Genomic DNA, 22,588 nt, shown 5'->3' with positions numbered 1-22,588 from the left:
GGGCATCATCACGGTCATGGATCTCGCCGCGCCGCCACTCGATTCCGAGCCCGCGCCGTCCGCGATGCGGCGCGCCCTGCGCCGCGCGCGGGACGGGCTGACCCTCGACGTGACCGAGGCCGCGGTGCTGCTGGCCGCCCGCGGGGAGGATCTCCGCGACCTCACGGCGCTGGCCGCCGCCCGGCGTGACGCCCGGCTCGTGGACGAGGGACGCCCCGGCGTCGTGACCTACTCCCGCAAGGTGTTCGTCCCGCTCACCCGCCTGTGTCGCGACCGCTGCCACTACTGCACGTTCGTCACGGTCCCCGGCAGGCTCCGCGCCGCGGGGGAGGGGATGTTCCTCGACCCCGACGAGGTGATCGACCTGTGCCGCCGCGGTGCCGAGGCCGGGTGCAAGGAGGCCCTGTTCACGCTGGGTGATCGGCCGGAGGACAGGTGGCCCGAGGCCGGGGAGTGGCTCGCGTCCCGTGGATTCTCGTCGACGCTCGACTACGTCCGGGCCATGGCGATCCGGGTCCTGGAGGAGACCGGCCTCCTGCCGCACCTCAACCCGGGGGTGATGTCCTGGTCCGAGCTGTCGACGCTCAAGCCGGTGGCACCGTCGATGGGGATGATGCTCGAGACCACCGCGACCCGCCTGTTCACCACCCCGGGGCAGTGCCATCACGGCAGCCCGGACAAGGACCCGGCCGTGCGGCTGCGCACGCTCACCGACGCGGGCCGCCTCGCCGTGCCGTTCACGTCCGGGATCCTCGTGGGGATCGGCGAGAACCGCGCGGAGCGGGCGGAGAGCCTGCTCGCCCTGGCCGGGCTCGCCCGCGAGTTCGGTCACCTGCAGGAGGTGATCGTCCAGAATTTCCGCGCGAAGCCGGACACGGCGATGCGCGGGGTCGCCGACGCGGGGCGGGACGAGTTCCTCGCGGCGATCGCCGTCGCGCGGCTCGTCCTGGACCCCCGGGTTGCGGTGCAGGCGCCCCCGAACCTGGTGGACCGGGGCGACGTGCTGGCCCTGCTGGACGCGGGCGTGGACGACCTCGGCGGGATCTCGCCGCTGACGCCGGACCACGTCAACCCCGAGCGGCCGTGGCCGCACCTGGACGAGCTGACCGCCGACCTCGCCGCGGCCGGGTGGACCCTGTCCGAGCGGCTCACCGCGCATCCGCGCTACGTCGGCGCGGGGGACGCCTGGATCGACCCGAGGGTGGCCGGCCACGTCCGCGCCCTGGCGGACCCGGAGAGCGGGCTCGCCGCCGTGGCCGACGACGACGAGGTGCTGCGGCCGCAGGGACGGCCCTGGCAGGAGCCGGACGACGACTGGGACTCGAGCGGACGGACCGATCTGCACACGGCGATCGACTCCGAGGGCCGCATCACGGACACCCGGTCGGACATCGGCGAGGCGTTCGGCAACTGGGACGTCATCCGGGCCCGCGCCGCCGAACTGGGTGCGGGCGCGCTCGCCCCCGAGCGGGCGGACGCCGACGTGGTGGCCGCGCTGAGGGCGGCGGAGTCCGACCCGGCCGGGCTGAGCGACGACCAGTACCTGGCCCTGGCCACGGCCACGGGCGACGGGCTGGCGGCCGTCGCCGGCCTCGCCGACCGCATCCGGGCGGACGTGGTGGGCCAGACGGTGACCTACGTCGTCAACCGGAACATCAACTTCTCCAACATCTGCTACACCGGCTGTCGCTTCTGCGCGTTCGCCCAGCGCAAGGGCGACGCCGACGCGTTCTCGCTGTCCGCCTCCGAGGTGGCCGACCGCGCGTTCGAGGCGTACGTCTCCGGCGCCTCCGAGGTGTGCATGCAGGGCGGGATCGATCCCGACCTGCCGGTGTCCGGGTACGCCGACCTGGTGCGGGCCGTCAAGGCCCGGGTGCCCTCGATGCACGTCCACGCGTTCAGCCCGATGGAGATCTCCAACGGGGCCTCCCGGTCCGGGGTGGGGGTCCGAGAGTGGCTCACCGAGCTGCGCGCCGCCGGTCTGGACACCATCCCCGGGACCGCCGCGGAGATCCTCGACGACGAGGTCCGCTGGGTGCTGACCAAGGGCAAGCTCCCGGCCTCCGAGTGGATCGACATCGTCACCACCGCGCACGAGGTGGGGCTGCGGTCCAGTTCCACGATGATGTACGGCCACGTGGACACCCCACGGCACTGGGTGGCGCACCTGCGCACCCTGCGCGGCATCCAGGAGCGGACCGGCGGGTTCACCGAGTTCGTCCCGTTGCCGTTCGTGCACCGCAGTGCCCCGCTCTACCTGGCGGGCGCCTCCCGCCCCGGGCCGACCCGCGAGGAGAACGTCGCCGTGCACGCGCTGGCGAGGATCATGCTCCACGGCGCGATCGACCACGTGCAGACGAGCTGGGTCAAACTCGGGGTCGCCGGCACCCGGACGATGCTGCGCTCCGGCGCCGACGACCTGGGCGGCACGCTCATGGAGGAGACCATCTCGAGGATGGCGGGCGCCGAGAACGGGTCGGCCAAGACCCCCGAGGAGATCGAGGAGATCGCCACCGGGATCGGCCGCCCGGTCCGGCGTCGCGACACGGTCTACGGCCCGGCGCCACGCCCGATCGGGGTGAGCGTCGTCACATAGTGAGGGCGGGTCCGGGGCGTGTGCGTCGCCGGTACGGACTGTGACATACGATACCGCCATACCGCTACGAGGAAGGTGGCTGCCGTGACCTACACGATCGCAGAGCCGTGCGTCGACGTGATGGACAAGTCCTGCGTCGAGGAGTGTCCTGTCGACTGCATCTACGAGGGCGGACGGATGCTGTACATCCACCCGGACGAGTGCGTCGACTGTGGGGCGTGTGAGCCGGTCTGTCCCGTGGAGGCCATCTTCTACGAGGACGACACGCCGGACGAGTGGACCGAGTACAACGCCACCAACGCGGACTTCTTCGTCGAACTGGGGTCGCCGGGCGGCGCCGCCAAGGTCGGGAAGGTCGACTACGACACCCCGTTCGTCAAGGCGCTCCCGCCCATGAACCAGGAGTGATCCCGGTGGTCGCACGCCCGGAGCGTCGTCCGCCCGTGCGTGCGCTGCCGGTGTTCCCCTGGGACACCCTCGCCGAGGCGAGGTCCCGGGCCGCCGCGCACCCCGACGGGTTGGTCGACCTCACCGTGGGCACCCCGGTGGACCCGGTCGCCCCGGTCATCCGGGAGGCGCTCGCGGCGGAGTCCGCCGAACCCGGTTACCCCACCACGGTCGGTCGGCTCGACCTCCGCGAGGCGATGGTCGGGTCCCTCGCCCGTCGCTACGGTGTCACCGGGCTGACCCCGGATTCGGTCCTCCCGGCGATCGGCACCAAGGAACTCATCGCGGGGTTGCCCGCGCAGCTCGGGCTCGGCCCGGGCCACACGGTGGTCGTGCCGGAGGTGGCCTATCCAACCTACGAGGTGGGGGCGCTGCTCGCGGGCGCGACCGTCGTCCGTGCCGACTCGCTCGTGCAGCTCGGGCCGTCGTCTCCCACCCTGCTCTACCTCAACTCGCCGTCGAACCCCAGCGGTAAGGTCCTCGGACCGGAGCACCTCCGCAAGGTCGTCGGATGGGCGCGTGAGCGCGGGGTGATCGTCGCCTCCGACGAGTGCTACCTCGGCCTGGTGTGGGAGGGCGAGGCGCTCTCGATCCTGGATCCGCGCGTCTGCGACGGCGACCACACCGGACTCCTGGCGCTGCACTCGCTGTCCAAGACCTCGAACCTGGCCTCCTACCGGGCCGGGTTCGTCGCCGGCGACCCCGCGCTGGTGGCCGAGCTGCTCGCGGTCCGAAAGCACGCCGGCCTGATGATGCCGCTGCCGATCCAGTCGGCGATGACCGCCGCGCTCGGCGACGACGCCCACGAGGACGACCAGCGCGAGCGCTACCGGGCCCGTCGGGCCCTGCTGCGCCCGGCGGTCGAGCAGGCCGGGTTCCGCATCGACCACTCGGAGGCGGGGCTCTACCTCTGGGCCACCCGCGACGAGCGATGCCGCGACACGGTGGACTGGTTCGCCGAGCGCGGCCTCCTGGTGGCCCCGGGCGAGTTCTACGGACCAGCCGGGGCGCGGCACGTGCGGATCGCCCTCACCGCCACGGACGCGACGATCGCGGAGGCGGTCCGCCGGCTGGCCTGACCGCCCCCGCGTGCGCGGCCGGGGCTCAGTCGTTGGCGTGGAGCGCCTCGTTCAGCCCGACGCCCTCGCGCCTCCACGGCACCGCCTCGACCGCGCCCGTGAGGGAGTTGCGGCGGAAGAGGAGGTTGTCCATCCCGGAGAGCTGACCGGCCTTGACGGGCTCGCGCTCGGCCCAGGCGCCGGCCCGGACGTCGACCTTGGTGCCGGCGGTGACGTAGAGCCCGGCCTCCACAACGCAGTCGTCCCCGAGCGAGATCCCGATCCCGGAGTTCGCGCCGAGCAGGCAACGCTCACCGATCGAGATGGTCTCCTTGCCGCCGCCGGAGAGCGTGCCCATGATCGAGGCGCCGCCGCCGACGTCCGAGTCCGCGCCGACCACCACACCGGCGGAGACGCGCCCCTCGACCATCGACGGCCCGAGGGTCCCGGCGTTGAAGTTGACAAAGCCCTCGTGCATGACCGTCGTCCCCTCCGCCAGGTGCGCCCCGAGGCGGACCCGGTCGGCGTCGGCGATCCGGACGCCGGACGGGACGACGTAGTCCACCATCCGCGGGAACTTGTCGACCCCGTAGACGGTGACGGGGCCGCGGGCGCGCAGCCTGGCCCGCACCAGCTCGAAACCCTGCACGGCGCAGGGGCCGAAGTTGGTCCACACCACGTTGGACAACGTGCCGAACAGGCCGTCCATGTTGGCGTAGTGGGGCTTGATGAGTCGGTGGGAGATCAGGTGCAGCCGGAGGTAGGCGTCGTAGGCGTCGGCCGGGGGCTGGGTGAGGTCCGAGATCTCCACGCGCACCGCCACCCGCTCGACCCCACGGTCGGCGTCGGGGCCGGTCAGGGGGGCGAGTTCCGCGGGAACCTCGTCGCCGGACAGGACGCGGTGCCCCCCGTCGGACGCGGCACCGAGTTCCGGCGCGGGATACCACACGTCGAGGACGGTGTGATCGGACGTCAGGGTGGCGATTCCGGTGGCCACTGCTCCGTGTGCACTCATGCCCCCGATGCTAGCGGTCGCCGACGGCACGCTCCGGGCACGGGCATCTAAGGTGGACGCCGTGACCGCCGCCCTCGATCTGACCGCAGACCCGGTCGACCTCGCCCGCGCCCTCGTCGACATCGCCAGCCCCTCGCGGGAGGAGGCCGAGATCGCGGGGGCCGTCCACGCCGCGCTCGACGCGGTGGTCGCCGGTCTCGCCGGCGCCGGCCGGACGGAGGTGATCCGCGACGGCAACAGAGTCCTCGCCCGCACGCTGCGGGGTCTGCCCACCCGGGTGGTCCTCGCGGGCCACCTCGACACCGTGCCCGTCGCGGACAACGTCCCCTGCCGGGTCACGGGGGCGGGGGACGAGGTGGTCCTCCACGGGTGCGGCACGGTCGACATGAAGTCGGGTGACGCCGTGTTCCTCCATCTCTTCGCGACCCTGGCGGACTCCGACGAGCTCGCGCACGACCTCACCCTGGTCCTCTACGACTGTGAGGAGATCGAGGCGACCGCCAACGGGCTGGGCGTCCTCGAGCGCACGCATCGCGACTGGCTCACCGGCGACGTCGCCATCCTCGGGGAGCCCACCGGGGGTCTCATCGAGGCGGGGTGCCAGGGGACGCTGCGGATCAGGGTGCACGCGCGGGGCGTCCGCGCGCATTCCGCGCGCAGCTGGTTGGGGGACAACTCCGTGCACCGGCTCGCGCCCGTGCTCACGGCCCTCGCCGCGTACGCGGCCCGGTCCGTGGACATCGACGGGTGCGTCTACCGGGAGGGGCTGCAGGCGGTACGGATGTCGGCGGGCGTCGCCGGCAACACCGTCCCGGACGAGGCGTGGCTCGACGTGAACTTCCGGTCGGCACCGGACCGGGATCCCGACGCTGCGCTGGAGCACGCGCTCGGGGCGCTGGGCCTCACGCGGGTCCCGAGGGTGGAGCCCGGGGAGGAACCGCCGCGCGGGCCCGGCCTGTACTGGGAACTCACCGACCTCTCACCGGGAGCCCTGCCGGGGCTCGGCGCCTCCGCGGCGGCGGACCTGGTCAGGGCGGCCGGTGGGCGGGTCCGCGCGAAGTACGGCTGGACGGACGTGTCGCGGTTCGCCGCCCTCGGCATCCCGGCGGTCAACCTGGGTCCCGGGGACCCGGGCCTGGCGCACAAGCGCGACGAACACTGCCCCGCCGCGCAGATCGTCGAGGTGACGGACCTGCTGCGCGACTACCTCACCACCCCCGGCTGAGCCCGGCCCCGACACCTCCAGGAGACTCCCGGCATGGCCCCCAACGACCCCGTACACCTGCGCGGCCCGGTCCTCGTCCGCCGCGACAAGGGCGGCGAACGCACCACCACCGACCAGCGGCTGCTGGACAAGAACCAGGACACCGACTGGCTGCACACCGACCCGTGGCGGGTCCTGCGCATCCAGAGCGAGTTCGTCAACGGCTTCGGAGCCCTCGCCGAACTCCCCGACGCGGTCAGCGTGTTCGGGTCCGCCCGCACTCGCCCGGGCGATCCCGTCTACGAACAGGCCGTGGAACTCGGCCGCGCGCTGGCGGAGGCGGGATACGCGGTGGTGACCGGAGGCGGCCCGGGGCAGATGGAGGCGGCCAACAAGGGGGCCTGGGAGGCCGACGGGCAGTCGGTGGGCCTGGGCATCGAGCTGCCCATGGAGCAGGGGATGAACAGGTGGGTGGACCTCGGTCTGCACTTCCGCTACTTCTTCATCCGCAAGACGATGTTCGTCAAGTACTCCCAGGCCTTCGTCTGCACCCCGGGCGGGTTCGGCACGCTCGACGAGTTCTTCGAGGCCATCACCCTGGTCCAGACGGACAAGATCACCAGGTTCCCGATCGTGCTGCTCGGCGTGGACTTCTGGACCCCGCTGGTCGAGTGGATCCGTGGCACCCTCGCCGGACAGGGCATGATCTCGGAGTCCGACGTCGACCTGTTCCTGGTCACCGACTCCGTCCCCGAGGCGGTGGAGTACATCCGCCAGGCACACCGCCGCGCCGCGCTCACCGCCGAGCAGCGGGAGGACCTGCTGGGCGAGGAACACCGCGGGGTGGAGCGGTGATGGCGCCGGTGGCGGGTCGCAGGGTCTGCGTCTACTGCGCGTCCTCCACCCACGATCCCCGGCTGCTGGCGATCGCCACCGAGGTGGGCGACGCGATCGCCCGTCGCGGGTGGTCGCTGGTCTCGGGCGGGGGCAACGTCTCCATGATGGGTGCGGTGGCGGAGGCGGCCCGCGCGGGCGGCGCCCGAACGGTCGGGGTGATCCCCGAGGGGCTGCGGGTGAGGGAGGTCGCCGACACCTCGGCCGATGAACTCGTGGTGGTCACCACGATGCGGGAGCGCAAGCGGGAGATGGAGGAGCGCTCGGATGCGTTCCTCACCCTGCCGGGCGGGATCGGCACGATGGAGGAGATGTTCGAGGTCTGGACCTCCGCCTCGCTCGGTTTCCACCACAAACCGGTGGTGCTCTACGACCCCATCGGCTTCTACACGCCGCTGCTGGACTGGGTCGGCGGGCTGGCGGACTCCGGCCTGGTCAAGACCCACGCCCTCGACTGCCTGGTGGTGTGCGACGACCTCGAGACGGCGCTCGACGCCTGTGGAGGACGGCGGTGACGGGCCGACCCGCGCCTCCGGCCGCCACGTTGTGCGGCCGCCCGGTGCCGGTCGAGCGTCCCCTGGTGATGGCGATCGTCAACCGGACCCCCGATTCCTTCTACGACCGCGGGGCCACGTTCACCGACGAGGCCGCGATGCGCCGGGTCGACCGGTCGGTGGGGGAGGGGGCCGACATCCTGGACATCGGCGGTGTCAAGGCAGGCCCGGGGGACCTGGTGGACACCGAGGAGGAGATCCGACGGGTCGTGCCGTTCGTCGACGCCGTGCGGGCCCGCCACCCGGACGTGCTGATCTCGGTGGACACGTGGCGCGGCGACGTGGCCCGGCTGGCCCTGGCCGCCGGCGCGGACATGGTCAACGACACCTGGGCCGGACACGACCCGGGGGTGCTGACCGCGGCGGGCGAGGCGGGAGCCGGCTTCGTCTGCTCCCACACCGGCGGCGCGGTGCCGCGGACCCGGCCGTTCCGGGTGGGCTACCACGACGTGGTCCGGGACGTGGTGGAGGAACTGTCGGCCGCCGCGGGGCGCGCCCTGGCCGCCGGGGTGCCGGCGGACGGCATCCTCGTGGACCCCACCCACGACTTCGGCAAGAACACCTTCCACGGGCTCGAGTTGCTCCGGCGGTTGGGCGAGATCGTGGACCTCGGGCTGCCCGTCCTCATGGCCCTGAGCAACAAGGACTTCATCGGGGAGACCCTCGACGCCGGGGTCGACGACCGGGCCGAGGGGACGCTCGCCGCGACCTCCGTCGCCGCGTTCCTGGGGGCGCGGGTGTTCCGCACGCACGACGTGCGCGGCACCCTCCGGTCGGTGGAGATGGTGGCCTCCATCGTGGGGACCCGCCCCCCGTCGCGGACCGTCCGGGGTCTGGCCTGACACGCCGGGGCCGGGGCGCGGTGCGTGTGTCAGACTGAAGTCCCTCAGCTCGTCACAACAGGGGAGGGCCCGTGCTCACCATCCTCATCTACGTCGTGGTCACGCTCGTGGTGGCGGCGGCGTTGTTCGCCCTGTCGGTGGTGGTCTTCGGTCGGTCGGAGCTGCTCCCCGCGGTGGCGAAGGGCCACACGCTCACCGTCCTGCCCGACGGGCCGTTCACCGGCGGCGACCTGCGCGCGGTGCGGTTCGGCATGTCCGCGCGCGGGTACACCATGTCCGAGGTCGACTGGGCGCTGGAACAGGCGGCCGCCGAGATCGACCGTCTCCGCGCCCGTCTCGACGATCCCGTCGGTGCCGCCGGGGCGTCCGGGGCGTCCGGCAAAGGGGGCCGTAAGAGCGCTCCGGCGTCCCGACCCCGTGCGACGCGCTAGAATCGACTGCATCCACTCAGCAGTACCGCACGTGGGCAAGGCTGTCCTCACCGGACGCAGCCCGCGGCCAAGGACGAAGGGAATCGACCCGATGGCGGCTATGAAGCCCAGGACCGGTGACGGACCGATGGAAGCGGCCAAGGAGGGCCGCGGGATCGTCATGCGCGTCCCTCTCGAGGGTGGCGGACGTCTCGTCGTCGAGCTGACCCCCGACGAGGCGAAGTCGCTCGGCGAGGAGCTCACGCAGGCCACCTCCTGACCGATCGCTCTGTCGACTCGACGCACCCGGCCCTCGCGCCGGGTGCGTCGAGTCGTTCTCACGGAAAGGGTTCCCCGATGACCGACCTCCCCACGCGCCCGCTGCCCGCGGTCCGGGTCGTCCCCGCCCCGGGGCCCAGCGCCGAGTGGGCGGTGGTGCCGCGGCCCGCGGAGCGGGGACGGGCACCGCGGGGACGCGCCGTCGAGGCGCGCGCGGGGGTCCGGGACGGCCTCCGGGTGATCGAGGTGGAGCTCGACGACACCGCCCCGCGCCCCGGCTGGGCGGGGTCGGTCGACGCCGGCCTGGGCCACCGCCGCGCCGGGGCCGCGGTGGCCAGGCACCTGCGTGATGCGCGGGTGGCGGCGTCCCCCGCGCTGTGCGTTCCCGGCGACGTCCCGGTCGAGAGGGTCGGCGACGTGGTCCTGGGGTACCTGTTGGGCGCGCGCGGGCAGGACGTGTTCGCCGCCGAGCCGGTGCCGGCGGCCCCGGACCTGGTCGTGTCCGTCGCCGCCGGGTCCGACGGGGGCCACGACGACGAGGCCTCCGTCGCGGCCGCCGTCGCCGCGGCCGGGGAGGCAGCCCGCGCCACCGCCTTCGCGCGCGATCTCGCCGGCGCCCCCGCGGGCCTCAAGACGCCGGAATGGCTTGTGGCCCGGATGGCGGAGTCGTTGTCCGCGGCGGGGATGCGGACGAGGGTGATCTCCGGCGACGCCCTGGCCGCGGGAGGGTTCGGCGGGGTGCTCGCGGTGGGCGGCGGGTCGGCCGCGGCCCCCCGGGTGCTGGTGGCACGTCGGCCCGGTCCGGGGACACGCGTGCTGCTGGTGGGCAAGGGCATCACGTTCGACACCGGCGGGATCTCCGTGAAGCCGGCCGAGGGGATGCACCTCATGCGCACCGACATGGCGGGGTCGGCCGCCGTGGTGGCCGCCGCCGCCACGTTCTGCGCGGACCACGCCGGGAGCTATTCCGACCTCGACCTGACCGTGGTGGTCCCCTCGGCCGAGAACATGCTCTCGGGGTCCGCGTACCGGCCCGGTGACGTCGTCACCCACGTCGGCGGCACCACCTCCGAGGTCACCAACACCGATGCCGAGGGTCGGATGGTCCTCGCCGACGCGCTGGCCTACGGGATCGCGGAATGCGACCCGGACGTGGTGGTCGACGTCGCCACGCTCACCGGGGCCATGAAGGTCGCGCTCGGCATGCGCACCGGTGCCGTCATGGCGACGGATGACGACCTGGCTGACAGGGTGTCCGCGGCGGGCGCGGGTGCCGGGGAGCGGTGGTGGAGGCTCCCGCTGCCCGAGGACCTGCGTGAGGCGGTCGCATCGGGGATCGCGGATCGTCGACAGGCACCCACGGGGCCGGGTGCGATCACCGCGGCGCTCTTCCTGGAGGGGTTCGTCGACGGACGCCCGTGGGCGCACCTCGACATCGCCGGCCCGGCCCGGTCGCCGGAGGAGATCGACGAGGTCGGTCCCGTCGCGACCGGATTCGCCACCCGGACCCTGGTGGAGCTGCTCCGCGGCCTGGTGGACCGGCCACGGCCGTGAGCGTGACCCCGGCGGCCCTCGGGCGGGCCGTGCCGTATCTGCGCTGCCCGGTCTGCGGCGGGGGACTGCGACTCACGGGCCCCGGCGTCGAGTGCGAGCGGGGCCACTCGTTCGACCGTGCGCGCCACGGCCAGCTGACCCTCCTCGGCCCGCGGGGCCGTCGGTTCCCGGGTGACTCCGCGGATCAGGTCCTCGCCCGGGAGAGGGTGCTGGCCTCCGGGGCGTTCGACGCCGTGGCCGAGGCGCTCGTCCGGGCGGCGGGGGACGCCCTCGCGGGGGTGGGCCACCCGGTGATCCTGGACGCCGGGGCCGGGACGGGGTTCTACCTCGACCGCGTTGTCGACGGGCTGGGCGACGCCCTCGGGATCGGCACGGAACTGTCGGTGGCGGCCGCGCGGCGGCTGGCCCGCGTGAACCCGGCCGTCGCGGCGCTGGTGGCGGACACCTGGGACGGGCTCCCGCTGGCGGACGGCTGCCTCGACCTCGTCCAGGTGGTCTTCGCCCCGAGGAACGCGGCGGAGTTCGCCCGCGTGCTCCGGCCAGGCGGGACGCTCGTCGTCGCGGTGCCGGGCCCGGGGCATCTCGAGCCGCTGCGGACGGAGGCCGGGATGCTCACGCCGGCGGCGGACAAGGCCGGCCGCCTGGACGCCGATCTGGCCGGGCCGTTCGCCCTGGACCGGGTCCGGGTGGTCGACGCGGTGGTCGGCGTTCCCGCATCGGTCGCCGTGGACCTGGCCCTCATGGGGCCCAGCGGCGTGCACCTGGACCGGGCCGGGGTGAGCGGGCGCGTCGGGCCGGCCGAGCGGCCGGTCCGGATCCACGTCGAGGTGCGGTCCTACCGCAGGTCCCTACAGGAGTGAGGCGTACATCGCGTGGGTCTGTTCCGCGATGGTCTGCCACGAGAACCGTGACCGGGCCCGGTCCTGACCCGCGTGACCGAAGCGCGCGGCCTTGTCCGGATCGGCCACCAGCTCGTTGACCGCGGCGGCGAGGCCTGCTTCGAACGCGGCCGCGTCCGACTCGTCGTAGTGGACGAGGGTGCCCGTCTCGCCGTCGACGACCACCTCCGGGATCCCACCGACATCCGAGGCCACCACGGCGGTGTCGCACGCCATGGCCTCGAGGTTGACGATCCCCAGCGGCTCGTAGACCGAGGGGCAGGCGAACACGGTCGCGGCGGAGAGGATCTCGATGACGTCCCGGCGCGGCAACATGTCCCGCAACCAGAAGACCCCGTCGCGGGCGGACTGCAGTTCGGCGACCAACCCCTCCATCTCGGCGGCGATCTCCGGGGTGTCCGGCGCTCCCGCACACAGCACGAGTTGGGCGTCCGGGTGGAAGTCCCGCGCCGCCCGCACCAGGTGGGGGACCCCCTTCTGCCGCGTGATCCGTCCGACGAAGGCCACGATCGGGCGCTCCGGGTCGACCCGGTGCCTGCGGAGGACCGAGTCCTGACCGGCGAACGGCTCGACGGGCGACCACACCGAGGTGTCGATGCCGTTGAGGATCACGTGGATCCGGTCCGGGTCGATCTCGGGGTACACGCGGAGGATCTCGTCCTTCATCCGCGCGCTCACCGCCACCACCGCGTCGGCGCCCGCGAACGCGGTGCGCTCGGACCAGGACGAGACCCGGTAGCCGCCGCCGAGCTGCTCGGCCTTCCACGGCCGACTGGGTTCGAGCGAGTGCGCGGACACCACGTGGGGGACGCCGTACAACCGGGCGGCCAGGTGGCCGGCCAGACCCGTGTACCAGGTGTGGGAATGGACGAGGTCCGCCCCCTCGGCCGCGACGCACATGCGCAGTCCGGCCGACAGGGTCTGGATCGCGGGATTGGCATCCGCCCCCAGCTCCGGGTCCGGCCGGAACGCTCTCGCCGTGTCACGGTCGGCTCCCATGCACAGGACGTCGACCTCGCACAGTGGCCGCAGGGTGGCCACCAGTTCGGTCACGTGGACTCCCGCCCCGCCGTAGACCTCCGGCGGGTACTCCCTCGTCATCATCGCTACTCGCACAGTGGCCAACCTAGTCGCCACGGCCGACACCGGGACCGTTGCGGGTGAACATCTCCCGATCGCGGGGTGTCGGGTCGGGGCCGGTCGGGGGCAAGTCGGGCGTTGGTCCGTGCCGCGTCCCGGGAAGTCGTTACGGTGGTGTCGTGAGGAAACAGCCGCACGTCCTAGCAATCGTTCTCGCCGGTGGCGAGGGCAAGCGCCTCTTCCCGCTCACGGCGGACCGCGCCAAACCGGCGGTGCCGTTCGGGGGGTCGTATCGTCTCATCGACTTCGTCCTGAGCAACCTCGTCAACGCCGGCTTCCACCGGATCTGCGTCCTCACCCAGTACAAATCGCATTCCCTCGACCGCCACATCTCGCAGGTGTGGCACATGAGCGGGATGGGGGGCGAGTACATCACCCCCGTGCCGGCGCAGCAGCGGCTGGGGCCGCGGTGGTACACCGGCTCGGCGGACGCGATCCTGCAGTCCCTCAACCTGGTCTACGACGAGAAGCCGGACCACATCGTGGTCTTCGGCGCCGACCACGTGTACCGCATGGACCCGCGACAGATGCTCGACCACCACATCGAGACCGGCGCCGCGGTCACGGTGGCCGGCATCCGGGTGCCACGCAGCGAGGCGTTCGCCTTCGGCTGCATCGACGCCGCCGAGGACGACCTCATCCGCGGCTGGGTGGAGAAGCCCTCCGACCCCCCCGGGACCCCGGACGACCCGGACGCGACGTTCGCGTCCATGGGCAACTACATCTTCACCACCGACGCGCTCGTCGACGCGCTCAAGGCCGACGCGGAGAAGCCGGACTCCACCCACGACATGGGCGGGGACATCATCCCGGCGCTCGTGGAGCAGGAGCGCGCCTACGTCTACGACTTCGCCCGCAACCGGGTGCCTGGCGAGACGGAACGCGACCGCGGCTACTGGCGGGACGTGGGGACCATCGACGCGTTCTACGACGCGCACGTGGACCTGGTCTCGGTCCACCCGGTCTTCAACCTCTACAACAAGCTGTGGCCCATCAGGACCCAGCAGGACAATCTGCCGCCCGCCAAGTTCGTCAACGGCGGCATGGCGCAGGAGTCGATGGTCGGGGCCGGGACCATCATCTCGGCGGCCACCGTGCGCAACTCGGTGCTGTTCAGCAACGTCGTGGTCGAGGACGGCGCGGTGGTCGAGGGGAGCGTACTCATGCCGGGGGCGCGGATCGGGCGGGGTGCGGTCGTGCGGAGGGCGATCGTCGACAAGAACTGCCAGATCGGTGCCGGCGACGTGATCGGCGTGGACCACGAACGGGACCGGCTCCGGTTTCCGATCAGCGCCGGTGGGGTGGTCAGCGTGGGCAAGAACACCGTGACATCGCTGCCCGGCTGAGCGGCGTGCTCAGAGCGTGACGACGGTGAGCCCGTCGCCTACCGGGAGCATGGTGATGTGCGCGTGGTCCGGTAGATCCGAGCCCTCCGGCAGCGGAGCGTGCTCACCGAGCAGGACCAGCGCGCCCCCGGGGCGGAGCAGCTTCTGCGCGCGCGAGACCACCCTCGACACCGAGTGGCCCGGGACGTCGGCGACGAGCAGGTCGTAGGCGCCGTCGGCCAGCTTGTCGGCGACCTCCAGGGGCCGGGCCGCGATGTAGCGGGCGGCCGAGGCCGGGTGGCCGGCCGCGCCCAGGGCGGACCGGGCGGCGTCGAGGTGATGGGGGTCCTCGGTGATGCAGGTGACCACCGTCCCCGCTCCGGGGCCCGCCGCCGCGAGGATGGCGAGGGCGGGCACGCCGGGCGCCGGGGTGAGGCATACCGCGGCGCGCGCCCCCGTCAGGCGGGCGATCAGGCGGATCGCCTCAGCGGTCAGCGGATCCGGTGAGACGGCCCCCAACTCGGCCGCGTCGGCGCGGGCGACGGCGTAGAGGGAGTCGTCGACCTGCTCGGCGCTGCGGCGGGCGAGGCCGCCCGGCCCGGAACGGTCGGTGGCGGGGACATCTGTCGAATCAGACACCTGGGCAGCGTATCGCCGCGGCCGCGCACCGCGCATCCAACGCGCGGTGATCGGATCGGTATGAGACTCTCAGGCGCATCTCAGTACGGGTATACCGTGAGGACAGGCCGATGGGAGAGGGTGGCAGCACGATGTCCCACCAGGGGGCGGCGTGACGTACCGCGCGGATCCCCATGTCCGCGCCGGAAGGCGGCGGCAGCGCATGTACTCGCAGACGGTGCACGGTTCGACGACGGTTCTCGGGCGCGACGCCGGAGAGGCGGTCGGCACCGCACGGTTCGATTCGAGTGGGGTCGCCGCCGACATGCCCACCTGGTCGGAGTTGGTCGCGCAGCACGGGGACCGGGTGTACCGGCTCGCGTTCCGGCTCTGCGGAAACGCCCACGACGCCGAGGACATCACCCAGGAGGCGTTCATCAGGGTGTTCCGGTCGCTGGACAGGTACAAGCCGGGGACCTTCGAGGGGTGGATGCACCGCATCGTGACCAACCTGTTCCTCGACATGGCCCGGCGGCGGTCCCGGATCCGCTTCGAGGCCCTCCCCGACGATGCCGAGCGCGTCCCGGGGCGGGAGCGCAGCCCCGAGCAGGTCCTGTCCGACGAGACCTTCGACCCGATCCTGCAGACCGCCCTGGACAACCTCTCGCCGGAATTCCGCGCCGCCGTGGTGCTGTGCGACATCGAGGACCTCAGCTACGAGGAGGTCGGCAGGATCCTCGGGGTCAAGATGGGGACGGTCCGCAGCCGGATCCACCGCGGGCGATCGGCGCTGCGGGCCGAGCTCGAGGCGGCCGGCGTGACCGGGGTCCACCGGCGCGTCGACTGAGCGCGGAGTCGCGGGAACCACCGGGGCTCTCCGCCCGTTGATCGCTGTGACGGGACCGGCGACGACGTCGGCAGGCGAGTAGCGAGGAGGTGCGCGGTGGATCGTCAGCACCCCGGCCACGATCACACCGGCCACGATCACCCCGGCCACGATCACCCCGGCGAGTACCGCCTCTCGCGGCGGTCGGCTCGGGAGGTGGTGGGCAGGACTCCGCCGCCACGGACCGAGCATCGTTTCCTGTCCACCGACCACCTCTCGACCGAGGCGGTGGCCGCGTACGTCGACGCCCGCCTACCGCCGACGGGTCAGGCCCGCGCGGACGCCCACCTGGCGCGCTGTCCGCAGTGCCGGTCGGACGTGGCGGCGCAGGGCGACGCCCGCCACGCGCTCCGCGGCTCCGGGCCGATCCAGATGCCCGGGGAACTCCGCGAGCGACTCCGACATCTCGGCGACGCGACCGCGCCCGAGCCGGTCCGGGCGCCGCAGCCCGCACCGCCGCACCCGTGGGCGAGGCTGCTCCGACGTCTCGGGCGGCTCGGCCGTTAAGGTGGGCCGGGTGGAGGACGAGACTGGCGTGCCGGCACCGGCGGAGCGGGGCGCGGAGCCCTATCGCCCGCTGCGCGAGCCGAGTCCACTCCACCGTCCGGTCGTCGAGACCGCTTCGGCCGCTCATTTCTCCCGACCTGCCGGGGTGACCGGGGGGCTGGATCCCCGACGCGACACCGGGACCGGCGAGGCCCCGGACGCCGCGCGCGAGCCCGACCCGGCGTTGGCGGAGGCGTTCGGCCCGACCCGATCGGGCACGGGCGGGATCGAGCGCCATCCGTCCTGGCAGGACCTGGACCACGTGCCCCCACCCCCGCAGCCCGACCCGTGGCGGAACCCCCACGCCCCGGTGGGCGTCGGTTCTCCCGCGCTGGCGCCGACGCCCGCGCCGGTACCCCACGACCTGTCCGGTGGGCACACCGACCACCCGCCCAGGCTCTCGCTCTCCGAGGCCCTGTTCGAGAGACGACTGAGCCGACAGGCCCTGCTGGGGGCGGTGGCGGCCGTCGCCGTCGTGGCGTCGGTCGGAGGCGGGGTGGGCGCGCTGGTGGCCGATTCGGCCCGCGTCCTCACCACGTCCACGGTGAGGATCGCCGACGCGCCGCAGAAGGTGATCGATTCCGGGAACCCGGTCGGCGAGGTCGCGCAGCGGGTCCAGCCCGCCGTCGTGAACATCCGGGTCTCCACGCCCTCGGCCCGGGGCGAGGGCTCCGGGATCGTGATCGATCCCCAGGGCTACATCGTGACCAACAACCACGTGGTGACCATGGACGGTGCCGCGGACCGGGCCGACATCGAGGTCGTCTTCCCCGACGGGTCCAGGGCTCCGGCGGACCTCGTGGGTCGAGACCCGGCGACGGACCTCGCGGTACTCAAGGTGGAGGACGTCCAGAACCTCACCGTCGCGGCGCTCGGCGATTCCGACCAGGTGGAGGTCGGAGAGCAGGTGATCGCGATCGGCTCGCCCCTCGGGCTGGCACGGACGGTCACCGAGGGGATCGTGTCGGCGACCCAGCGACCCATCGCGCTGGGGGAGTCGACCTCCGACGGGGACGTGGTGATCGACGCGATCCAGACCGACGCCGCGATCAACCCCGGCAACTCGGGCGGCCCCCTCATCGATACGAGGGGCGCGGTGATCGGCATCAACACCTCCATCTTCACCCAGTCGGGCGGATCCATCGGCCTCGGCTTCGCGATCCCCGTCAACGACGTGCGCGACATCGCCACGTCGCTGATGAGGGAGGGGTCGGTCCGGCACGCCACCATCGGGGTGAACGCCCGCAAGGCGGACAACGGCAACCTCGAGGGTGCCGAGTTGGTCAACGTGAGAGAAGGGTCCGCGGCGCAGGAGGCGGGGCTGCGGGAAGGGGATGTCGTGACGAGGGTCGGGGACCGCCGTGTGCGATCCTCGGACGAGCTCGTGGTCGCGGTTCGGCGAGCGGGTGCGGGCTCCGACGTCCCCGTCGAGGTGATCCGGGGCGGGGCCCGGGTCGAGGTGATCGTCCGACCCACGCTGGGGTGACAGGGGAGCCACCACCAGACCCTTGTCCCGCCCGCCGTCGCGACGACGTATCCTCGAGGGCGATGTTCACTAACGTTGGGTGGTCCGAGCTCCTGGTGCTCGGCGTGATCGCGCTGGTCGTCCTGGGTCCCGAGCGCCTGCCCGAGGCCGCCCGCTGGCTCGCCTCCGCGATCCGCAAGGTCAAGGAGTTCGCCGGGTCCGCGCAGCAGCAGTTGCGCGACGACTACGGGACGGAGTTCGAGGAGTTCCGTGAGCCGCTCAAGCAGCTCAACGAGTTGCGGGGCCTCAACCCGCGCGCGATGGTGACCAAGCACCTCCTCGACGGTGACGACTCCCTGTTCACCGGCGACTTCGGGGCCGCGGCGCCGGCGGGTGGAGCAGCGGTGGCCGGCACGCCGACCACCGGACCCCGGCCGCAGGCGGCCGGCCCCGCCGCGTCCCCGCCGCCGCAGGACCCGCGGCCGTCGGGCGCGACCCCCGAGTGGGACCCCGACGCGACCTAGGGTCGGCGATCCGCGCCGGACCGGGGCGCGCACCGCCGTATCTCGACGGTCGTCACAGGTGCCGCGTGGTGTCGATCCCCAGGTTCATCCCCGCCAGACCCCGTGGGCGCACCGCCAGGGCGTCTGCGATCTCCCGGAAGGCCCGACCGGAGGGGGACTCCGGCTCCGCCAAAACGATCGGGGTGCCCTCGTCGCCGTGTTCGCGGACGGCCTGTTCCAGCGGGACCTGACCGAGCAGCCGCACCGGCGCTCCCACCGATCGGGACAGGTTCTCCGCGACCTCGGCGCCACCGCCGCTCCCGAAGACGTCCATGCGCGTGCCGTCGGGCAGCTCGAGCCAGGACATGTTCTCGATCACCCCGGCGATCCGCTGACGGGTCTGCAGGGCGATGGACCCCGCGCGCTCGGCCACCTCCGCCGCGGCCTGTTGCGGTGTCGTCACCACGAGGATCTCCGCTGACGGGATGAGCTGGGCGATCGAGATCGCGACGTCACCCGTCCCGGGTGGCAGGTCCATGAGCAGGACGTCGAGGTCGCCCCAGTACACGTCGGCGAGGAACTGCTGGAGGGCGCGGTGCAGCATGGGCCCGCGCCACACCACCGGGGTGTTCCCCTTGGTGAACTGGGCGATCGAGATCACCTTGACGTCGTGCGCGACCGGCGGCAGGATCATCTGCTCGACCTGCGTGGGCCGGGCGTCGGTGCCGAGCATCCGGGGTATCGAGTGTCCGTAGATGTCGGCGTCGAGAACGCCCACGGACAGACCGCGGGAGGCGAGGGCGGTCGCGAGGTTGACGGTGGCGGTGGACTTGCCCACCCCGCCCTTGCCGGAGGCGACCGCGTACACCCGGGTGAGGTTCCCGGGTTGGGCGAACGGGATCACCGGTTCGGACGCGTCCCCCCGCAGGTGCTTACGCAGTTCGGTGCGTTGCGCGTCGTCCATCACGTCGAGCTGGACCACGACCTCGCCCACCCCGGGGACATCGGTCACCGCGGAGCGGACGCGGTCCGTGATGGTGTCCCGCATGGGGCACGTGGCCACGGTCAGGTAGATACCGATGTCGACGCGGCCGGTCGCGGTGTCGACGTCGACGCTCTTGACCATGCCGAGTTCGGTGAGCGGTTTACGGATCTCCGGGTCGTCCACCTTGGCCAGAGCGGCACGGATCGATTCTTCGCTGGGTGCACTCATGATGGCCCGAGTCTAGGCGGCGGGGGACGGGGTGACGATTCAGGCCGGTGGCGGAACGCAGAACGGCGGGATGCAGGGGAGACCGAACAGCGGCGGCGCGGGAGGGGCGGCCGGACCGGGGACCGTGGGCGAGGGCAGGGCCGGAGCCGTCTCGGCAGGCGCGGAGGTCGGCGGGGTCGGGGAGGTCGGGGGTGTCGACGGCGGGGTCGCCTCGGTGCAGCCCGGGACCGGGGGGGCGGGCTCACCGGGGACGGCCGGCGCGGGCGCAGCGGTGGGATCACCCTCCCAGCCCTCCGGGCAGTGCGCCGGCGGCTCGACGGTCGGCTCGGGCCGGTGGATCTCCGGAAGGTCCGCGGGCAGCGGGTAGGCGTTGACGGCGTAGCCGTGGGCCCAGGCGTTGACGTTGGCCACGTAGGCGAGGGAGTTGTTGTAGGCGAGGACCGCCCGGGTGCGTGCGGCCGGATCGCCCATCGAACCGCCCTGGTCGCACAGGAGCGTGGCGGCGGCGAGCGCACCGTCGTAGATGTTGTTGGGATCGGCCACGGAGTCGTCGTTGCCGTCGCGGCCCAGCACCGCCCACGTGGACGGGATGAACTGCACCGGTCCCACCGCGCGGTCGAACTGGTGGTCACCGTCGAACCGGCCACCGTCGGTGTCGGTGATGACCGCGGTCCCGGGCATCGACCCGTCCAGGCGGGGGCCGAGGATCCGGCCGAGGGTGTTTCCGTGGGGGTCGAACAACCCGCGGCCCTGGTTGGACTCCACCTGCCCGATCCCCGCCAGCAGCGTCCAGTCCATCTCGCACGAGGGCGTCTGGGCGTTGAGACGGTCCGTGGCGCGGTGGTAGGCGTCGAGCGCGATCCCGGGGATGCCCAGGGGGCCGTCGGGGATCGTCGCGGGCACGATGTGCGCGGCGCCGGGGTCGGTGGTCTCCGGCGGCGGCGGTGGGGCGTCGGGGGAGGTCGGGGGGACGGGCGTCTCCGTGATCGTCGGGACCGTGGTGGACGTCTCGGCGATCTGGTTGATGTCCGGGGCGCCGGTGGGTCCGGTGTTGTCGACCGAGAGCCCGACGGCGGCGAGCACGGCGATCGCGCCGGCGGTGACGGCTCCGCTCGTCAGGACACGACGATCGGTGGTGTACACGCTGTGACGCAAAGATCCCCCTACAGATTCCGGACGACGTCGGCGACCGGGTGAGCCGTCACGCCGCCGTCCGCGCTGACGCTACCCGCGGCCCTCTGGGTGTGAATCGGGTTTCCCGCCATCGGTGTTACGTCCGTCCGCTCCGAGGTCCGCGAGCAGCGTCTCGATCCGGTCCACCGAATCCCGGAGGTCGTCGAGTTCGCGTCGCAGGTAGTCGCGGGTGACGGTCTCGCCCACGGACAGCCTGACCGATGCGAGTTCGCGGGCCAGGAACTCGGTGTCGGCCTTGGTCTGGGTGGCCCGCAGTCGATCCTCCCGGACCGAGTCCTTGTCGCGGTCCTCCTGCCGGTTCTGCGCGAGCAGGATGAGCGGCGCCGCGTAGGCCGCCTGGGTGGAGAACGCCAGGTTGAGGAGGATGAACGGATAGGGGTCGAAGCGCAACGCCACCACCGCGACGTTGATGAAGATCCACACGATCACGAGGATCGTCTGGATGAGGAGGTACGTGCCGGTGCCGAAGAACCGGGCGATCCTCTCGCTGTACCTGCCGACCGCGTCGGAGTCGAAGCTGATGCGGGGTCGGCGGGAGGTGACCGGGGTGGAGAGCGAGGAGCGGATGCCGGGCTCGGTCACGGTCGCGCCTCCCTGTCGTCGTGGAGATCCATGTCCCGCCAGTCCTCGGGGAGGAGATGGTCGAGGAGGTCGTCGACCGCGACCGCGCCGAGGAGGTGGCCCTCGTCGTCGACCACGGGTCCGCACACCAGGTTATAGGTGGCGAAGAACCTGGTCACCGAGTCCACCGAGTCGGTGGGGCGCAGCGTCGACAGGCTGGTGTCCACGGTCTCGGCGACCATCGTCGACGGAAGCTCCCGCAGCAGCGCCTGGATGTGGACACAGCCCAGGTATTTGCCGGTCGGGGTGGCGGTGGGGGGCCGGACCACAAAGACGAGGCTCGCGAGGGCCGGGCTGAGATCGGGATTGCGGCAGTGGGCCAGCGCCTCGGCGACCGTCGTCTGAGGGGCGAGGATGATCGGCTCCGGGGTCATGAGACCGCCCGCGGTGTCGGCGTCGAACGTGAGCAACCGGCGCACGGGGGCGGAATCCTCCGGGTTCATCCGTTCGAGGAAGGATTCCGCGTCCTGCGCGGGCAACTCGCTGAGCAGGTCCGCCGCGTCATCGGGGTCCATCGCCTCGAGGACGTCCGCCGCCCGTTCGAGTTCCAGCCGGGTGACGATCTCCGTCTGTTCGTCGTGCGGCAGCTCCTGGAGGATGTCCGCCAACCGCTCGTCGTCCAGGGTCCGGGCCACCTCGAGGCGCCGGACCTCGGGCAGCTCGCGCAGCGCGTGCGCGACGTCGGCCGGGCGCATGTCCGCGTAGTGCTCCACGAGGCTCTCCGCGCCGTGCTCGGGTGTCCCGATGGCGTCGTCGTCCAACCCCTGGATCCGGCTCCAGGGGTAGATCGACACCGGACCCCGCCTGCCGAGGGGTCCGCGCCCGCGGCGCGGGCGGACCGCGAGCCGGGAGACCAGCCAGTCGCGGGTGCGCTGTCGTTCGATCTCCACGTCCACGACCTGGAAGCGCGTGGTGTCCGCGCCGTCAGTGGTCCCCGGGGCGGTGCGGTCCTGCTCGACCCCGATGATCGAGTCCACCAGTGCGCCCAGCACCAGGTTCTCTCCCGGTCGGGAGGTGAAGCGGTGCAGGTTGATGGTCCCCGAGACGAGGGTGACCGAGCGGGGCTCGACGGTGGCCACCCTGAGCATGGGGACGAAGATCCGGCGCCGGGTGGGCAGCTCCACCACGAGTCCGATGACCCGGGGTTGTTTGTGCCGGGTCCGCATCGTCACCACGACGTCTCGAACCCTTCCGATGTCGTCCCCGTCGGGGCCGATCACCGAGAGTCCGGCTAGCCTGGCGACGAAGGCCTTGTTGAGGTTCGCCATGCGGACCAGGCTAGTCACCGAGGGGCGGACCGTGTCCGTCCGCACCGGAGAAGAGGG

Annotated in this window: 23 protein-coding genes; 16 read left to right on the top strand and 7 right to left on the bottom strand. The window is 72.6% G+C overall.

Translation table 11 applies throughout. The features are described 5' to 3' along the window. Nucleotides 1-16 precede the first annotated feature (16 nt). From Q0444_RS03885 to dapC, 3 genes are all read left to right on the top strand, one after another. A complete protein-coding gene (locus tag Q0444_RS03885) occupies nucleotides 17-2,596 on the top strand; it encodes a bifunctional FO biosynthesis protein CofGH (RefSeq protein WP_291079598.1) in 2,580 nt (859 codons plus the stop codon). Nucleotides 2,597-2,680: 84 nt separating this feature from the next. After that, nucleotides 2,681-3,004 carry a ferredoxin gene (gene fdxA / locus Q0444_RS03880; RefSeq protein WP_291079597.1) on the top strand — a complete coding sequence of 108 codons (324 nt, stop codon included), beginning with the start codon at nucleotides 2,681-2,683 and terminating at the stop codon, nucleotides 3,002-3,004. Nucleotides 3,005-3,009: 5 nt separating this feature from the next. Then, entirely contained in the window at nucleotides 3,010-4,122 is a 1,113-nt protein-coding gene (gene dapC / locus Q0444_RS03875; protein ID WP_291079595.1) for a succinyldiaminopimelate transaminase, read from the top strand. A 25-nt stretch (nucleotides 4,123-4,147) separates the two neighbouring features. Here the strand turns inward: dapC and dapD are convergent, their stop codons facing one another. Then, the gene (gene dapD / locus Q0444_RS03870; RefSeq protein WP_291079593.1) at nucleotides 4,148-5,116 is read right to left on the bottom strand and encodes a 2,3,4,5-tetrahydropyridine-2,6-dicarboxylate N-succinyltransferase; all 969 of its coding nucleotides are present in this window, start codon (nucleotides 5,114-5,116) and stop codon (nucleotides 4,148-4,150) included. A gap of 7 nt (nucleotides 5,117-5,123) precedes the next feature. On the opposite strand from dapD, the gene dapE reads away from it, so the two are divergent. The 8 genes from dapE (at nucleotide 5,124) to Q0444_RS03830 (ending at nucleotide 11,713) form a co-directional block, all read left to right on the top strand. Beyond that, a complete protein-coding gene (gene dapE, locus Q0444_RS03865) occupies nucleotides 5,124-6,341 on the top strand; it encodes a succinyl-diaminopimelate desuccinylase (RefSeq protein ID WP_299021620.1) in 1,218 nt (405 codons plus the stop codon). A gap of 33 nt (nucleotides 6,342-6,374) precedes the next feature. Next, a complete protein-coding gene (locus tag Q0444_RS03860; RefSeq protein ID WP_291079592.1) occupies nucleotides 6,375-7,175 on the top strand; it encodes a TIGR00730 family Rossman fold protein in 801 nt (266 codons plus the stop codon). Further along, nucleotides 7,172-7,729: a TIGR00730 family Rossman fold protein gene (locus tag Q0444_RS03855; protein WP_291079590.1), complete on the top strand. Its 558-nt coding sequence runs from the start codon at nucleotides 7,172-7,174 to the stop codon at nucleotides 7,727-7,729. Before Q0444_RS03860 ends, Q0444_RS03855 begins: the two co-directional genes overlap by 4 nt. Nucleotides 7,730-7,797: 68 nt before the next feature. Next, the gene (gene folP, locus Q0444_RS03850) at nucleotides 7,798-8,610 is read left to right on the top strand and encodes a dihydropteroate synthase (RefSeq protein WP_299021618.1); all 813 of its coding nucleotides are present in this window, start codon (nucleotides 7,798-7,800) and stop codon (nucleotides 8,608-8,610) included. Nucleotides 8,611-8,681: 71 nt separating this feature from the next. Then, nucleotides 8,682-9,041: a DivIVA domain-containing protein gene (locus Q0444_RS03845; RefSeq protein ID WP_299021568.1), complete on the top strand. Its 360-nt coding sequence runs from the start codon at nucleotides 8,682-8,684 to the stop codon at nucleotides 9,039-9,041. A 91-nt stretch (nucleotides 9,042-9,132) separates the two neighbouring features. Next, nucleotides 9,133-9,300 carry a DUF3117 domain-containing protein gene (locus Q0444_RS03840; RefSeq protein ID WP_007629831.1) on the top strand — a complete coding sequence of 56 codons (168 nt, stop codon included), beginning with the start codon at nucleotides 9,133-9,135 and terminating at the stop codon, nucleotides 9,298-9,300. A gap of 77 nt (nucleotides 9,301-9,377) precedes the next feature. Further along, nucleotides 9,378-10,853, top strand: a complete 1,476-nt coding sequence (locus tag Q0444_RS03835; RefSeq protein ID WP_299021557.1) for a M17 family metallopeptidase — start codon at nucleotides 9,378-9,380, stop codon at nucleotides 10,851-10,853. Further along, nucleotides 10,850-11,713, top strand: a complete 864-nt coding sequence (locus Q0444_RS03830; protein ID WP_299021554.1) for a putative RNA methyltransferase — start codon at nucleotides 10,850-10,852, stop codon at nucleotides 11,711-11,713. Before Q0444_RS03835 ends, Q0444_RS03830 begins: the two co-directional genes overlap by 4 nt. On the opposite strand, the gene glgA is transcribed toward Q0444_RS03830, so the two are convergent. Then, nucleotides 11,702-12,868: a glycogen synthase gene (glgA, locus tag Q0444_RS03825; protein WP_299021551.1), complete on the bottom strand. Its 1,167-nt coding sequence runs from the start codon at nucleotides 12,866-12,868 to the stop codon at nucleotides 11,702-11,704. The two genes, Q0444_RS03830 and glgA, sit on opposite strands and share 12 nt — an antisense overlap. Before the next feature lie 143 nt (nucleotides 12,869-13,011). On the opposite strand from glgA, the gene glgC reads away from it, so the two are divergent. Beyond that, complete coding sequence (gene glgC, locus Q0444_RS03820; protein ID WP_291079466.1) at nucleotides 13,012-14,238, top strand: glucose-1-phosphate adenylyltransferase; 1,227 nt, start codon at nucleotides 13,012-13,014, stop codon at nucleotides 14,236-14,238. Nucleotides 14,239-14,247: 9 nt separating this feature from the next. On the opposite strand, the gene Q0444_RS03815 is transcribed toward glgC, so the two are convergent. Next, complete coding sequence (locus tag Q0444_RS03815) at nucleotides 14,248-14,856, bottom strand: O-methyltransferase (protein WP_291079465.1); 609 nt, start codon at nucleotides 14,854-14,856, stop codon at nucleotides 14,248-14,250. A gap of 202 nt (nucleotides 14,857-15,058) precedes the next feature. Between Q0444_RS03815 and sigE the strand changes: the two genes are divergently transcribed. The 4 genes from sigE (at nucleotide 15,059) to tatB (ending at nucleotide 18,256) form a co-directional block, all read left to right on the top strand. Continuing rightward, entirely contained in the window at nucleotides 15,059-15,682 is a 624-nt protein-coding gene (gene sigE, locus Q0444_RS03810) for an RNA polymerase sigma factor SigE (RefSeq protein WP_291079464.1), read from the top strand. 96 nt (nucleotides 15,683-15,778) lie between these two features. Then, the gene (locus Q0444_RS03805; RefSeq protein WP_291079463.1) at nucleotides 15,779-16,228 is read left to right on the top strand and encodes an anti-sigma factor; all 450 of its coding nucleotides are present in this window, start codon (nucleotides 15,779-15,781) and stop codon (nucleotides 16,226-16,228) included. Between the two features lie 10 nt (nucleotides 16,229-16,238). Further along, on the top strand, nucleotides 16,239-17,753 hold the full coding sequence (locus tag Q0444_RS03800) for a S1C family serine protease (protein ID WP_299021546.1): 1,515 nt from the start codon (nucleotides 16,239-16,241) through the stop codon (nucleotides 17,751-17,753). Between the two features lie 62 nt (nucleotides 17,754-17,815). Further along, entirely contained in the window at nucleotides 17,816-18,256 is a 441-nt protein-coding gene (tatB, locus tag Q0444_RS03795; RefSeq protein WP_291079461.1) for a Sec-independent protein translocase protein TatB, read from the top strand. A gap of 52 nt (nucleotides 18,257-18,308) precedes the next feature. On the opposite strand, the gene Q0444_RS03790 is transcribed toward tatB, so the two are convergent. From Q0444_RS03790 to Q0444_RS03775, 4 genes are all read right to left on the bottom strand, one after another. Beyond that, entirely contained in the window at nucleotides 18,309-19,448 is a 1,140-nt protein-coding gene (locus Q0444_RS03790) for an Mrp/NBP35 family ATP-binding protein (RefSeq protein ID WP_291079460.1), read from the bottom strand. A 39-nt stretch (nucleotides 19,449-19,487) separates the two neighbouring features. Beyond that, a complete protein-coding gene (locus Q0444_RS03785; RefSeq protein ID WP_291079459.1) occupies nucleotides 19,488-20,591 on the bottom strand; it encodes a lytic transglycosylase domain-containing protein in 1,104 nt (367 codons plus the stop codon). A gap of 81 nt (nucleotides 20,592-20,672) precedes the next feature. Then, on the bottom strand, nucleotides 20,673-21,224 hold the full coding sequence (locus tag Q0444_RS03780) for a DUF1003 domain-containing protein (protein WP_291079458.1): 552 nt from the start codon (nucleotides 21,222-21,224) through the stop codon (nucleotides 20,673-20,675). Continuing rightward, nucleotides 21,221-22,531 carry a magnesium transporter MgtE N-terminal domain-containing protein gene (locus tag Q0444_RS03775; RefSeq protein WP_291079457.1) on the bottom strand — a complete coding sequence of 437 codons (1,311 nt, stop codon included), beginning with the start codon at nucleotides 22,529-22,531 and terminating at the stop codon, nucleotides 21,221-21,223. Before Q0444_RS03775 ends, Q0444_RS03780 begins: the two co-directional genes overlap by 4 nt. Between the last annotated feature and the right edge of the window lie 57 nt (nucleotides 22,532-22,588).

The sequence above is a fragment of the uncultured Dietzia sp. genome (genome assembly GCF_937873725.1).
In the GTDB taxonomy this organism is placed as follows: Bacteria; Actinomycetota; Actinomycetes; order Mycobacteriales; family Mycobacteriaceae; genus Dietzia.
The sequence above is the reverse complement of the archived record's forward strand: the minus strand, read 5'-3'. Positions and strand labels throughout refer to the sequence as shown.